We start from the raw sequence: 14,882 nt of genomic DNA, 5'->3' as shown, positions 1-14,882 counted from the left end.
AACATAATCTGCAAACTAAACTGAAAGTTCTGATGTTTTTTGAATTCCGCGAACAATAAAAAACTGAGCAAGGCCATAAGTAAGCATAACCAGTACTTCCAGTACAGGATGGTGCATGCGGAACATATTGATGGCCAGCAATGCATCACTGATAACAAATAAAAGTGCTCCGGGAATAAAAGTGTATGATACAATCGCTTTAACCTGCTGATTAGCATATGTATGCAATGCCAGTGCGGCCATACCACTAATGAACATCATATATACAAAAACAGGTATCAGGTACGAGCCGAGATCATTTCTCAGAAAGAAGAAAACCAGGCTGCTTACGATCAGTAAAGCCATGAATGGATACAGAAAATATCCCCGGTCTTTTGTAGTAACCGGATGAATTTTGAGGAACCCGAGGCTATAAGAAACATGTGTCATAACAAAAGCTGTCATGCCTGATAGAAAGAAAGCCGTACCCTCACCCAGCAATAGTATATCGCCCAGCCATGAAAAAAACAGCGCAATCAATGGCAGATAGCCGGCAGATGTAAATGAGCGGTTAACAATAAGATGCAATATGAGTAAGGGAACCAGCATTACTTTGGTAATGGTTCTGATCTGGTTCATTTCAACCTGAATACTAAAGCAATGCATCAACAACAGTAATAGAAATATAACAAGCAATATCTTTCTCTTACTCATCGGCTATTTTTTTTTGCAGACTTACTTGCACTGCTTCTTCAAAACTATGCGGTGCATAGCCAAGTTCCTGTATGGCTTTTTGAATTTGCAAGCCTGATTTTTTTGCCCGTATAACCGGTTCCGGAAATGTTGCCGATGTAACGGGAACAATCAGTTGTCGGTTCAAATCTAATACTTTCGCAACGGTTATAGCCATTTCATATGGAGACAAAATGTCTTTTCCTGCAAGGTGGTACACCCCTTGTTTTCTAAACATTAGTATTTGTAGTATTCCGTCGCATAAATCATTTACATAAGTAGGTGTACGTTGTTGGTCGGTAACTACCTGTATGGTTTCACCTGCTTCCAGTTTCTGCTGTACCCATTGAATAAAACTTGGCCGCATACCCTCCCTAATCCTGCCATATATAAATACAGGTCTGACGATAGTAGCGATAAGACCACTTTCCTGAACCAGTTTTTCTGCCATCAGTTTGGTTTCTCCATAAAAATTCAAAGGGCCTGGCTCATCATTTTCGGCATGAGGTCCATTTTCCCCGAAAATAAAATCGGTCGATAAATGAATAAAGTGTATTGGGAAGTGGCGGCTGGCTTCTAACAGGTAACGGGTAGCATCTACATTATTTTTTATGGCTGCATCGCGGTTTTTGTCACATTCATCAGGTTTGCTCATGGCAGCTGTATGAATAACAACATCCGGATTTACCTTTTCAAATACACGCAAAACTGAACGAACACTTGTTAGTTCTACATTGTGATAAATAAGGCGTTTATGAACAGCAATCCTTTGCGGTCCTCGCCCTAATGCATATACCTCAAACCCTTTATGCACAAGTGTTATACATAAGTGTTGCCCTGTAAAGCCGTTAGCACCTGTTACCAAGATTTTCATACAGCAAGTTTACTGAAATGTAATCAGATGTAACTATTGGCAATTGAACCCAAATGCTTATTTTTGAAACTCCGTGTAGTTGATACACATCGAGTTAGATTTAATACCAATTGCAAAAGAAAGAAGAACTGCCAAAAGAAATGTCTGATAAAAAAGTAACAAAAATAGGGGTACTCACATCAGGGGGAGATTCACCGGGAATGAACGCTGCGGTCAGAGCTGTTGTGAGAACAGGTAATTATCATGGTCTGGAAGTATATGGAATCATGAGGGGGTATAGCGGCATGATTGAAGATGATATTTTCCAGATGGATTCACGCTCAGTAGCCAATATCATACAGCGGGGCGGGACCATACTGAAAACAGCCAGAAGTAAGGATTTTTTTGAACCGGAAGGACGTGCCAAAGCTTACGAGAACCTCAAGAAAAGAGGCATTAACGGTTTGGTCATTATCGGAGGGGATGGCAGTTTCAGGGGAGCCCAGAAATTCAGTAACGAGTTTGATATTCCCTGCATAGGTTTACCAGGTACGATTGATAAAGATATTGCCGGAAGTGATTTTACCATTGGTTTTGATACGGCTGTAAATACAGCGGTAGAAGCCATTGATAAAATCAGGGATACCGCAGATGCCCACGATCGTTTATTCATTGTGGAAGTGATGGGTAGAGATGCCGGATATATTGCCTTACACAGTGGTATTGCCACAGGTGCCGAAAATATTCTGATCCCTGAAACCAAAACAGATATTGAAGAGCTAATCAGTTCACTTACAGAAAAAGAAAAAAGAAAAAAACTTGTCAACCTTATTGTGGTAGCCGAAGGAGACGAATATGGTGGGGCCAATGAAGTGGCTGAAATTATTAAAAAAAGACTACCCAATGCCGACACCAGGGTTTGTATACTTGGACATATTCAGAGAGGTGGCTCACCTACCTGTTTAGACAGGCTGATTGCAAGCCGGATGGGTTATCATGCAGTAGAATGCCTGCTTAACGGTCGCTTTAATGTTATGGTAGGTATACTCAACAATAAGATGAATTACATACCACTTGATAATGCCATTAAGGCAAAACAGAAAATTTCAGAAGACTGGCTGAAAATTGTTAAAATATTAGCAAGCTGATTGGTTAAACAAGCAATACCAATCACTGGATCGTAAACCAATAAACATCCCCTCTACAATGTCAAAAAACCTAGACAAGTACCTGCACAGGAACATGGATAAACAAGCAGGGCTGGAACACGTAAACCACAAAACCAAAATTGTTGCTACAGTTGGACCGGCCTGCGATAGCTATGAACAATTATTGGCATTGGTGAAAGCTGGCGTAAATGTGTTCAGATTAAACTTTTCACATGGCAGCCATGAAGATAAGCAGCGAATCATAGAACATATCCGCAACATCAACAAAACACAACCATATAATATTTCAATTCTGGGCGATTTACAGGGTCCGAAATTGCGGGTAGGTGAAATAGAAAACAATGCATTAGATGTTAAAGTAGGCGACATTCTCACTTTTACAAATGAAAAATGTATCGGTAATCTTGAAAAGATATATGTTTCCTATCCTAACCTGGCAGGTGATGTAGTGGTAGGAAACATCATCATGATTGATGATGGGAAAATTGAAGTAAAGGTTGTCAGCATTGAGAAAAACGGCGATGTCAAAGTAGTGGTAACACTGGGTGGCATTTTATCATCCAAAAAAGGTATTAACCTGCCCGATACTAAAATTTCCTTACCTGCACTAACAGAAAAGGATCTGATTGACCTTGATTTCATTATCGAACAGCAACTGGACTGGGTAGCATTAAGCTTTGTACGCAGTGTAAAAGATATTGTAATCCTCAGAAGTAAACTCACTGAGAAAAAAAGTAAAACAAAAATCATTGCAAAAATTGAAAAGCCGGAAGCACTGGTAAACATCCGTGACATCATCATAGAAAGTGATGGCATCATGGTAGCGCGTGGCGATCTGGGTGTTGAGTTACCGGTTGAACAGATTCCGCTTATTCAAAAAGAACTGATCCGCAAATGTATTCACCGAGCTAAACCTGTTATTGTGGCAACACAAATGATGGAAAGCATGATAGACAGGGTAAAACCCAACAGAAGTGAAATTACGGATGTAGCCAATGCTGTACTGGAAGGAGCTGATGCAGTGATGCTGAGTGGTGAAACTGCTGCTGGTAATCATCCGGCATTAGTGGTTGAAACCATGCGTAAGATTATTCTGGAAGTGGAAAAGAAAGAATATCGTTATAACCGTTCCGAAGACCTGAAGCCGCAACCACATTCTCCATCCTTCCATAGTGATGCCATCTGTTATAATGCCTGTAAAATATCGGAAGATGTTTCAGCACAGGCACTTGTTGGTATGACGCAGAGTGGTTATACAGCTTTTATGCTTAGCAGCTATAGGCCCTCTTCACCCCTGTATATCTTTACTAAGGAAAAATCACTTGTAAATCAATTGAGCCTTAGTTGGGGCGTTCGTGCATTTTATTATGCTGAAGAAGACAGTCTTGATGATATTATTTTCGATCAGATCAATATTCTGAAAGAAAGAGGATTCCTTAAAACTGGGGATGTGGTGGTAAATACGGGATCTACACCGGTTGACCAACACCTACCCACCAATATTATCAAGCTTACCAAAGTAGTGTAAGGAACATCCCTGATATATTTTGAACGTAAAAGATTCCCCATGGGAATCTTTTTTTATATTGTTTTCCCAATACTTAATATACGGCCATATGAAAAAAGTCTTTTTCATTTCTTTTCTTGTATTGATCATAAAAACCTATGCACAAACATCCGATTCTGCCTGGTTTGTAAACAACTATACAAAGAAAGAAGTGTACATTCCAATGCGCGATGGGGTAAAACTTTTTACAACCATCTATGCTCCCAAAAACGCAACGCAAAAGAATCCCATTCTCATGACGCGCACACCTTACTCCTGCGCCCCTTATGGTGAGAAAAATTATTCCGCTTTCTGGAACTCACCGAGAATGTATTTCATGAAAGAGAACTATATATATGTACAACAGGACGTAAGGGGTAGATGGATGAGTGAAGGTGTTTTTGAGGATATCAGACCCTATCAGCCCAATAAAAAAGAAAAAGAAACAGATGAGGCAAGTGATACTTATGATACCATTGACTGGTTGGTAAAAAACATTCAGGATAACAATGGGAATGTAGGAGTATTTGGTATTTCCTATCCCGGATTCTATTCAACCATGGCTGCACTAAGCAACCATCCGGCACTGAAAGCTGTGAGTCCACAGGCCCCTGTTACAGAATGGTTTTTAGGTGATGACTTTCACCATAATGGCGCGTTTATGCTGATGGATGGCTTTGCCTTTTACTCGGGATTCGGTAAACCCAGGCCCTTCCCTACAACGGTTGGTCCAAAGGGATTCGATTTTCCAACAAAAGACAACTATGAATTCTATTTACGCACCGGAGCGCTTCCCAATTTTACCAGATTAATGGGTGATACTATTCGTTTCTGGAAAGATTTGATGAACCACCCTACTTATGATAGCTGGTGGAAAGCACGGGATGCACGTGCCAACGTACAATCTATTTCACCTTCTATTGCAACACTGATAGTGGGGGGCCTCTATGATGCAGAAGACTGTTTCGGGGCTTGGAACCTTTATAAATCGATAGAGCAGAAAACAAAAAATAATAACAAAATTGTGATGGGGCCATGGTACCATGGTCAATGGGCCAGAAGTGATGGTAAAACCCTGGGGAATATTCAATGGGGCAGTAATACGAGCGAATGGTATGGAAAAAATATAGAGCTACCCTTCTTTAATTATTACCTGAAACAGAAAGGAAGTATTGATCATATTCAGGAAGCTACTATTTTCTTTTCAGGCTCAAACGAATGGAAGCATTTACCCAAATGGCCTGCAGACAATATTTCGTATGAAAGCTATGCTTTACGCAAAGGCGGATATTTATCAAAAGCCGTACCATTGATGGCTCCGCTGAGCAGTTGGAGCGAATATACCAGCGATCCTGCCAAACCTGTTCCGTATACCGAAGATGTGCATTTCGGAAGAACAAGAGAATATATGACAGATGACCAGCGTTTTGCAGCCAGAAGGCCAGATGTGTTGGTATTTCAGACAGAGGTACTGGAAAACGACCTCACGCTTGCAGGTCCTGTTGTTGCTGATCTGATGGTGGCATTGTCGGGTACAGATGCCGATTTCGTAGTAAAACTGATTGATGTATTTCCTGATAATTTTACATACGAAAAAGAAAACGGATATATCATGAATGGATACCAGATGCTTGTGCGGGGTGAAGTTATGCGTGGAAAATTCAGAAACAGTTTTGAAAAGCCTGAACCATTTGTACCCAATAAGCCTACCCGGGTAAAGTACAGTTTACCGGATGTGGCGCATACTTTCAAAAAAGGACATAAACTCATGATACAGGTTCAGAGCACTTGGTTTCCGTTGGTAGACCGTAACCCGCAACAGTTTATGGATATTTATCAGGCAAAGGACAGTGATTTTAAAAAAGCCTCCATCAGGATTTACCATAACGATTCAAGAATTGTTTTACCTGTTTTAAAATAGCCGCAGAAACTTGATCCGTCACCTAAAATACACGCATATTATTGCAAGAACATAAGAGAAAAATAGCAAAATTGGTACGTTAACGATTAATTATTGCGTTTTTTTGCGGTTTTTGTAAAGGATTCGGTGTATTTTCGTTAAATCAAAATCTATGTCAAACATGGTTGATTCCTTTGAGAAGATTCCGGTTAAAATTTATTCCTCGTCAAAAGACGGATCGAAATACGTGGCTGGAGAAATTGCAGCACTGATCCGCGAAAAACAGCAGAAAGGTGAAAAATGTGTATTGGGGCTGGCTACAGGCTCTACTCCTATCAGTATGTATGCCGAACTCGTTCGTATGCACAGGGAGGAAGGATTGAGTTTTGCCAACGTGATCAGTTTTAACCTGGATGAATATTACCCGATTGAAAAGGATGCATTCCAGAGTTACTGGAGTTTTATGCACAGACATCTTTTTGATCATGTTGATATAGATCCGAAAAATATTCATATACCCAGCGGACAATGGCCGAAAGATGAAATCAAAAAATATTGTGCCGAATATGATCAGATGATTGAAGAAGTGGGTGGTATTGATCTGCAGATACTGGGGATTGGTAAAAACGGACATATTGGTTTTAACGAACCTGGTTCAAGCATTCATTCAAAAACAAGACTGGTGAATCTGGATAACACTACCCGGATGGCCAATGCATATGAGTTTCAGAATATCTCTAAAGTACCAAGACTTGCTGTTACTATGGGCATCAGTGTTATCATGAAGGCCCGACGTATACTATTAATGGGCTGGGGAATGAAAGGAAAAATCATAGCCCTTTCAGTAGAAGCAGATGTAACAGAACAGGTACCTGCCAGTATTCTCCAGCAGCACGACAACTGTACTTTTGTAATTGATGAGGCAGCATCATCAGAACTCACACGTATTAAATCGCCCTGGCTTACTGGTGATTGTGAGTGGACACCTAAAATGATTAAGAGAGCTGTAATCAATCTGGCACTAAAACTGAATAAATCTGTATTAAGCCTCACAGAAATTGACTATAATGAAAATGGCCTGTCGGACCTGATTGTTGAAAAAGGTGAAGCCTATGAAATCAATCTGCAGGTATTTTATATGTTGAGAGACAGTCTCACAGGATGGCCAGGTGGGAAAGCCAATGCTGTTATACCGGCGCATCCGGAAAGAAGCAGCCCCTATCCTAAAAAGTGCCTGATCTTCTCACCTCACCCTGATGATGATATCATCAGCATGGGTGGTACCTTTATGCGTCTGCACGATCAGGGGCATGAAGTACATGTAGCTTACCAGACCAGCGGCAATATTGCAGTAGCAGATGAATTCGTAACAAGATTTATTGATTTTGCAGTTGGGTTTGAAGAAATGTTTGGTATCGATAACAAAAAAAGTCAGGATATTTTGCAATCGGCCAGGAGTTTTATTTCAGGCAAAAAGAAAAATCAGCGCGACACAAATGAAATCAGGGCTATTAAGGGATTGATTCGCCGATGCGAAGCCAAAGCTACTTGCAGGTATGTAGGCTTGACTGATGATCGTTGTCACTTTATGAACCTGCCTTTTTATGAAACAGGCACGGTAGAGAAAAACCCAATGGGTGAAGCGGATATTGAAATTACAATGGCCTTACTCCGAAAACTCCAGCCACAGCAGATTTATTGTGCCGGTGACCTGGCTGATCCGCATGGTACACACAAGGTTTGCCTGGACATTATTTTCGAAAGTCTTCGCCGTATAAAAGCTGCGGGTGATGAATGGATCAAAGATTGCTGGGTATGGTTATACAAAGGCGCATGGCAGGAATGGGATATTGCAGAAATTGAAATGGCTATTCCGATGAGTCCGGATCAGGTAATGAAAAAGCGTTTCGGCATATTTATCCATCAGTCACAAAAAGATATGGTGCCTTTTCAGGGAAGCGATAGCCGAGAATTCTGGCAACGTGCTGAAGACCGGAACGCAAATACAGCAAATCTTTATGCAGCTTTGGGCATGACAAAATATGCTGCTATGGAAGCTTTTGTAAGATGGCATTATTAATTCCTGTTAACCGTTGTTATAAAACCTCCGTTTTGAATAAAGCGGAGGTTTTATATTTGCCGGATGCAGGAATATACCCATAAGCAAATAAGCTATAAATCGCACTGGCAGGAAGCCTGGGGCAATCCTGTATTCAGAAGAAAATTTTCTATTGCTTCACTTGTATTGATTGTGATTGTTTTTTCTCTCCCGACTTTCTTTCATTATATTGAAAAACGGGAAGGCGCCACACTGCATGATCTGGTTTTACATGCCATCCCCCCTGCTGATGTTTCCGTACCGACTTTTCTGATTATATGGACAATCAGTGGTCTTGTTATTGTGCGAATGATACAACAACCATCGTTTGCCCTGCTGATGCTATCGGCTTTTACTTTATTGTGCATCGCACGTATGGTAAGTATAGCCATGGTTCCACTTGATCCACCGGCGGGTCTAATAAAACTGAACGACCCGATCACCAGCCTGATATATGGAGGAAAAGATAAATTTATGACCAAAGACCTCTTCTTTTCAGGTCATACCTCTAACATGTTTATCATGTGTCTTTGTTTGCCGAAAAAAACAGATAAGTATATCGCATTTGTAGCAACACTCGCAGTAGCTATACTGGTATTGGTGCAGCACGTACATTATACCATTGATGTATTGGCTGCATTTGTATTCACTTATATAGTCTACATGGTAAGTAAACTTGGCAGCTCCTATTAAAAAGCCTCGGCAAGCTGGAAATAAAACCCGCTGTTATTGCCCTTGCCAATTCCATAATCGATACGGAGGTTGAGTTTTTCAGAAGCATTTAATGCATACCTCATTCCACCGCCAAAAGAATATTTCAGGTTACTGAAATTAAGTTCCCCGATCTCATGCGCTACGTTTCCCATACCTGCAAATGCTACGATACCAAAGCGCTTATATATATGGCGGCGGTACTCCCCTTGTATTACAAATTGTTGTAAATCACGAAAACGTCCCTGATAGTAGCCACGCATGGTATTATCGCCACCAAAAGCTGCCTGACTACGTAGTGGCACCGATTTACCAATATTGCCAAATAGCCATGCCTGTGCTGCAAAAACAGCATCCTTACCCGCAGGCACATACTTTCGAATATCCACTACCAGATTGGTGTAGGGATACTGTGAACCTGTGAGGGGACTAAAATGGTTAAAATAAGTCTGTGCAAAAAAACCTTTATCAGGAGAAAATGCATGATTGCGGCTATCGTAGGTAAGACTCAAGCCAAGTCCGGAAACATGATAGTTTTGCCTGCCAGGCACCTGCTGCTGATCGAATAGTCCACCAGGCTTGTAACTGATGTTCCATACACGCTGGTATTCATATAATAGCCCAGCAAATAAACGTGGGGCTATTTTCTTCATCAAATGCAGGTAAATGTACATCTGTTTGAAAGAATAGTCTTCGACGCTGTTATCAGCCGTATTTTTACCCATCCCCCAGAATTTATCCGGGAAGGAACTGAAGGAAATCTGTTCGTTAAATATCCAGTTTTCATTACGCAGGTACTGGGTACCTCTGATAGAAGAAACCAACTGTTTTCTGAGGGAATACAATACCCCCATCTGAATGCTGGAAGTACGTGATAAGGTATCTTTAGCAGAGACCCTGAAAGTATAGGAGGCAGCACCTCCAAAAGCCCAACTGGTCTCTATAGAACGTGTCATAGCAGGAAAAATGACGAGTTTGGACTGACTGCGGGTAGAATCCTGGGCGATGACTGTGGAAAAAACAGGCAAAAGCAATGAATAAAGGCATAAACGCCTGATGCAACGTGTCATATAAATGCAAAATAAGCCGTTGGTACCATTATAAGTGCGAAATCTGGCCATAATTTACTTACTTTTGCTTGTTTCACAGACCCTGACACTTTACAATTTTGTAATAAATAATTAACATTACAGTTATATACTAAACGAACCGGATCAGAATGAAAAAATGGGACAGTCATTTTAAGCTTGGCGATACGGTAAGCCCCGAGCAACTGGATTTTTTTGACAAGCATGGTGTAATCGTGTTTCGCAACTTCCTTGATCAGGAAAAAGTAGCCACATATATCAGCGAATTAAAGCGACTGGAGAAACAGTGGCTGGATGAAAAGAAAGACAAGATCAACGGTATTCCGCTGAAATTCGGAAAAGATGATCAGGGTAATACTACCATTCAGCGTCTTTGCTTCAGCTCATTGTATAGTAATCCATTGCATGATCTTTTAGGTGATGAGCGTCTGAAAGCATTAACTGCATTTCTGCAGCCATATGAAGGACGTATTGCTGAGAATGAAAAAGATGGGTTGGTTATCAATAACTACATCAATACACCCAACAGTACTTTTACACAGATGGGTTGGCATACAGATAGCCCCCGGGATTTATTCATGGGACAAAAAATTATGCCCATGCTGAATGTGGGTATTCACCTCGATACCTGTTTATTCGAAAACGGTGGTTTACGGGTATTACCAGGTACACACAAACAGGGTATGTTTAAACTGCTCTTTGGCAAGAAGTATTTTATTGATAATAATGACGATCCGAGAGAAGTTGGATTTGATATTTACTCTGGTGATTTATCTGTTCACGACGGTCGTTTATGGCATCGTGTAAAGCAATCTCCGAAGTTTGGCGAAGAAAGCCGCAGAAGGGTTATGTATGTACCTATTGTAACCGGTAAATACAAACCCAAAGATGAAAACAGTAAAACACCTTTCTATCACAGGTTTACTGGAAAAGTGCACCACTAAGAACCATCAAAATCTTGATACCAAAAGGTCAACTACTGTTGACCTTTTTCATGCAAACCCTTTTTCATGACATACGCATTGATAACCGGGGCCAGTAAAGGGATCGGAAAAGCCATTGCAGAAGAACTGGCTTCCAGACGGGTAAATCTTTTATTGGTAGCCAGGGATACAGCATTACTGGAGGAACTGACCTCACAACTGAAACAGCAATACGCTATTCAGGCCGATTTCTTATCGCTTGATCTGGCAGTACCCAATGCTGCTGAAACCCTGAAAACATGGATTGAAAATCATCAGTATCAGATCAATATACTGGTAAACAATGCAGGCTATGGACTTAGTGGGGCTTTTACAGATTATACAATTGAAGAGCATAAAGCTATGATGCAGGTGAATATGACAGTGCCTGTTGAATTAACCGCCATGCTTTTACCACAATTGAAAAGAAACCAGCCATCTTACATACTAAATATTGCCAGCTCCGCTGCCTACCAGTCTGTACCCGGATTAACCACCTATGCAGCGAGTAAATCCTTTATACTGAGTTTTAGCCGGGGGTTAAGGTATGAACTCCGCAATAAAGGGGTATCAGTAACAGCAGTAAGTCCGGGTTCTACCGACACCGGATTTGCCAGCAGAGCCAAAGTGGGTGCCAAAGGCCTTCGTGCGGCCGAAAAAGTAAACATGACCCCCAAAGCGGTGGCAGGCATTGCAGTAAAAGCCATGTATGCAAAAAAGGCAGAAGTGATTACAGGGTTTATCAATCAGCTGGGTGCTTTTCTGGTATGGCTATTCCCCAAGAAACTGGCAGAAAAAACAGCTGCCGGCATTTACGAACTGGATTGATCAGGAAAAAACACCTTATAGTTTGTTAGTTATTGGTTGCAACCTTATATTTGCACCCCGATTGAGGGATTGGCCTCGTAGCTCAACTGAATAGAGCATCTGACTACGGATCAGAAGGTTTCAGGTTTGAATCCTGACGAGGTCACTAAAAAAGAGTTAACTACTATTGTTAACTCTTTTTTTATGTCGGCTACAATCGATTAACCTAAAATGAAAGAGCTAACAGCATTGCTATTATTTATCCATTTTCACAAATGCCAATTCTTTCATTATGTTTTATGCCTATGTTTTGTTCTCCCTCAACAAAGGAATTTACTACAAAGGTTCAACTGAAAATCTTGTGGTGAGAGTTCAGCAACATAATGATGGGTTGGTTGCATTTACCAGCAAATACAGACCCTGGAAAATTGTCTACTATGAAGTCTTTTCAACAAGAGCCGAAGCCTTGAAAAGAGAAAAATTCTTCAAATCTGGAAAAGGAAGAGAATGGCTAAAAAATACCCTTAATAATATCTCGTAGCTCAATCCGCCTGAGGCGGAAGCATCTGACTACGGATCAGAAGGTTTCAGGTTTTCCGCCGCGGCGGATGACGAGGTCACAAAAAAAGAGTTAACTACTATCGTTAACTCTTTTTTTATGTCGGCTACAATCGATCAACCTAAAATGAAAGAGCTAACAGCATTGCTATTATTCATCCATTTTCACAAATGCCAATTCTTTCATTATGTTTTATGCCTATGTTTTGTTCTCCCTCAACAAAGGAATTTACTACAAAGGTTCAACTGAAAATCTTGTGGTGAGAGTTCAGCAACATAATGATGGGTTGGTTGCATTTACCAGCAAATACAGACCCTGGAAAATTGTCTACTATGAAGTCTTTTCAACAAGAGCCGAAGCCTTGAAAAGAGAAAAATTCTTCAAATCTGGAAAAGGAAGAGAATGGCTAAAAAATACCCTTAATAATATCTCGTAGCTCAATCCGCCTGAGGCGGAAGCATCTGACTACGGATCAGAAGGTTTCAGGTTTTCCGCCGCGGCGGATGACGAGGTCACTAAAAAGAGTTAACTACTATCGTTAACTCTTTTTTTATGTCTGAAATTAATCTGTTTGGTTTTTGTGTTAAATAAATAGTTGCATCTATCAGAACGCAGATTTTTTTCACCAATACCTCCTGCTATAAAAGACCTACCTTCTATTTAAACAGGCTTATTATTTCTTTACGTTTATCATCAACTACTTTTTGAGCATCCGAAATCAGAGTTAGCGTTTCCATTTGGGTACAGGGAATTTCTGCCATTTTCCCCAACGCATCCATATAAAACTTGGCCCATACTTCAAGTATATGTATTTCCGTTTCTTTATTACCTCCTTTTTCTATTGCCGTTTTACTTAATGCTGCTTCTATGGCTAATCTCTTCAGTGCCGACTGTTTATATTCTTCAATTAAATAGTGAACGAGTTTTTCATTATTGGCAGTAAGCGTAAACGCTGCGGCCAATGCAGATACGCCTACATTTTTCATTTCCCAGGCAGACACTTTATCAATCCGGTCAGCGTCTGTATGATAAAAAACATCGGTAAAATGCCATAGCAGTAATCCCGGTATTTTCGCATTCAGGAAGGGGGTATGATCTGAACCTCCTTCAAATGGATTTGTTTTCACCACCCAGCCATTGGTAGCAGCCTGATCCAAACAGCGGCTCAGCATAAAATCATTAAAATAATGCGGCACAATAGCAGATTCCGGCAAGGGTCTTCCACCCCATTCCGTATGTTTCTCATCACCTCTTGTCCATACAGCCGATGGATCAGGCATTTTTTCGATAAGAAAAGTACCACCCGTTTTTTGTGTATCTTCTCCTACCATATCAAGACTCATGCCCCATTTTATTCCTTTAGCTCTTATGGAATCTTCAACGATATACCTTCGGGTTGAACTGATTTCATCGCCCCATAAGAAACTAATACTACGCTGCGGCAGAACAGTTTTGCTTTTATAAAGCTGAGCCGCTACACTGGCCATTTCAACCAGGGTGCCCACACCGGAAGCATTATCATTGGCTCCTGGTTCCTGCACATGTGCAGAAAATACAAAACGCTCCTCTGCTTTTTCGCTGCCTTTGATATCGGCTACAAGCGTGAGTTCTTCAGCCTGATATGATTTTGCCTCAATCTTCACACGCAGTCGTACCGGCCCTTTGGAAACTAATTCCTTTAAACGATTTCTGGCACTGGTTGATAATACAATGCCAAACCCCTGCTTTTTGCTACTGTCTACCTGAGCAATAGAAGAGAATTGAATGGAGTTGGGATGTTTATCAGGCTGGGTATAAGCAGGAACCGAATAACCCATTACCCCTGCAACATTTTTTCCGGCCATAGCCCTGTCAACCTGTGAAACAGGCTGCTCTGAAAAAATAATCTTACCCTCCAGTTGTTGTGTAGCAAGTGCATCTGCAGAAGTTTTGGGTAAATACAACAATTCAGCTTCAATACCGTCTGATGGCGTAGAGGCAGAATTAATAGCCAGCATATTTCTATTGGTACGAAATGAAAGAAGCGGTTCTTTTTCCCCTACAATTTCAACAACGGCATCTACAGGTTCCCATGTTTTCCGCCTCATAGGCCTTTTCTCAATCCGGTAAGTCAGCCTATCACCTGATTTAGCTGCGGCTTCATTGATGTATCCAGCTTTTTTCAGCAGATTTTCGACATAGTAAATACTTTCATCAAAGCCTTTATTACCCGGCAAGCGCCAGCGCTGTTCTACATATGATACCGTTTTAAAAGCTTCCTGTTCCTTAAACAGCAACCGAACCTGTTCATAATATTTCCTGAGTGTAGGATCTGCCTGTGCTGATACACCAGCAACTGAAAAAATGAAAAAAAATATGAATAGTATACGCATAGTCATGGGGTCAATGGTCAATGGTCAATGGTCAATGGTCAATGGTCAATGGTCAATGGTCAATGGTCAATGGTCAATGGTCAATGGTCAATGGTCAATGGTCAAT

13 protein-coding genes and 1 tRNA gene are annotated in these 14,882 nt (G+C 40.9%); 10 read left to right on the top strand and 4 right to left on the bottom strand.

Translation table 11 applies throughout. The features are described from left to right. Positions 1 to 15 precede the first annotated feature (15 nt). Both BC659_RS14920 and BC659_RS14915 read right to left on the bottom strand, forming a co-directional pair. Positions 16 to 693 (bottom strand): lysoplasmalogenase, encoded by a 678-nt coding sequence (locus BC659_RS14920; RefSeq protein WP_133475617.1) that lies wholly within the window; start codon positions 691 to 693, stop codon positions 16 to 18. After that, on the bottom strand, positions 686 to 1,585 hold the full coding sequence (locus BC659_RS14915; RefSeq protein ID WP_133475616.1) for an SDR family oxidoreductase: 900 nt from the start codon (positions 1,583 to 1,585) through the stop codon (positions 686 to 688). Before BC659_RS14915 ends, BC659_RS14920 begins: the two co-directional genes overlap by 8 nt. Positions 1,586 to 1,695: 110 nt before the next feature. Here BC659_RS14915 and pfkA point away from each other — a divergent pair, with 110 nt between their 5' ends. The 5 genes from pfkA (at position 1,696) to BC659_RS14890 (ending at position 8,970) form a co-directional block, all read left to right on the top strand. Further along, positions 1,696 to 2,712: a 6-phosphofructokinase gene (gene pfkA / locus BC659_RS14910; protein WP_246027155.1), complete on the top strand. Its 1,017-nt coding sequence runs from the start codon at positions 1,696 to 1,698 to the stop codon at positions 2,710 to 2,712. A gap of 58 nt (positions 2,713 to 2,770) precedes the next feature. Further along, positions 2,771 to 4,261 (top strand): pyruvate kinase, encoded by a 1,491-nt coding sequence (gene pyk, locus BC659_RS14905; RefSeq protein ID WP_133475615.1) that lies wholly within the window; start codon positions 2,771 to 2,773, stop codon positions 4,259 to 4,261. Between the two features lie 88 nt (positions 4,262 to 4,349). Continuing rightward, the gene (locus BC659_RS14900) at positions 4,350 to 6,200 is read left to right on the top strand and encodes a CocE/NonD family hydrolase (protein WP_133475614.1); all 1,851 of its coding nucleotides are present in this window, start codon (positions 4,350 to 4,352) and stop codon (positions 6,198 to 6,200) included. A gap of 151 nt (positions 6,201 to 6,351) precedes the next feature. Then, positions 6,352 to 8,259, top strand: a complete 1,908-nt coding sequence (gene nagB / locus BC659_RS14895; RefSeq protein ID WP_133475613.1) for a glucosamine-6-phosphate deaminase — start codon at positions 6,352 to 6,354, stop codon at positions 8,257 to 8,259. A 63-nt stretch (positions 8,260 to 8,322) separates the two neighbouring features. Continuing rightward, positions 8,323 to 8,970 carry a phosphatase PAP2-related protein gene (locus BC659_RS14890; protein WP_133475612.1) on the top strand — a complete coding sequence of 216 codons (648 nt, stop codon included), beginning with the start codon at positions 8,323 to 8,325 and terminating at the stop codon, positions 8,968 to 8,970. Here the strand turns inward: BC659_RS14890 and BC659_RS14885 are convergent. Further along, positions 8,967 to 10,109 carry a BamA/TamA family outer membrane protein gene (locus BC659_RS14885; RefSeq protein ID WP_211340798.1) on the bottom strand — a complete coding sequence of 381 codons (1,143 nt, stop codon included), beginning with the start codon at positions 10,107 to 10,109 and terminating at the stop codon, positions 8,967 to 8,969. The two genes, BC659_RS14890 and BC659_RS14885, sit on opposite strands and share 4 nt — an antisense overlap. A gap of 98 nt (positions 10,110 to 10,207) precedes the next feature. Here BC659_RS14885 and BC659_RS14880 point away from each other — a divergent pair, with 98 nt between their 5' ends. The 5 genes from BC659_RS14880 (at position 10,208) to BC659_RS14860 (ending at position 12,840) form a co-directional block, all read left to right on the top strand. Next, positions 10,208 to 11,020, top strand: a complete 813-nt coding sequence (locus BC659_RS14880) for a phytanoyl-CoA dioxygenase family protein (protein WP_133475611.1) — start codon at positions 10,208 to 10,210, stop codon at positions 11,018 to 11,020. Positions 11,021 to 11,086: 66 nt separating this feature from the next. Beyond that, on the top strand, positions 11,087 to 11,866 hold the full coding sequence (locus tag BC659_RS14875; protein WP_133475610.1) for an SDR family NAD(P)-dependent oxidoreductase: 780 nt from the start codon (positions 11,087 to 11,089) through the stop codon (positions 11,864 to 11,866). A gap of 71 nt (positions 11,867 to 11,937) precedes the next feature. Then, a tRNA-Arg gene (locus tag BC659_RS14870) sits at positions 11,938 to 12,011 on the top strand. A gap of 126 nt (positions 12,012 to 12,137) precedes the next feature. Further along, positions 12,138 to 12,386: a GIY-YIG nuclease family protein gene (locus tag BC659_RS14865; protein WP_133475609.1), complete on the top strand. Its 249-nt coding sequence runs from the start codon at positions 12,138 to 12,140 to the stop codon at positions 12,384 to 12,386. 205 nt (positions 12,387 to 12,591) lie between these two features. After that, positions 12,592 to 12,840: a GIY-YIG nuclease family protein gene (locus BC659_RS14860; RefSeq protein WP_133475609.1), complete on the top strand. Its 249-nt coding sequence runs from the start codon at positions 12,592 to 12,594 to the stop codon at positions 12,838 to 12,840. Between the two features lie 220 nt (positions 12,841 to 13,060). Here BC659_RS14860 and BC659_RS14855 read toward each other — a convergent pair whose 3' ends face one another. Next, the gene (locus BC659_RS14855; RefSeq protein WP_162847447.1) at positions 13,061 to 14,776 is read right to left on the bottom strand and encodes a M28 family peptidase; all 1,716 of its coding nucleotides are present in this window, start codon (positions 14,774 to 14,776) and stop codon (positions 13,061 to 13,063) included. Positions 14,777 to 14,882: the final 106 nt, after the last annotated feature.

Source organism: Sediminibacterium goheungense (genome assembly GCF_004361915.1).
Classification (GTDB): Bacteria; Bacteroidota; Bacteroidia; order Chitinophagales; family Chitinophagaceae; genus Sediminibacterium; species Sediminibacterium goheungense.
This window is presented reverse-complemented; position numbering and strand designations above follow the sequence as displayed.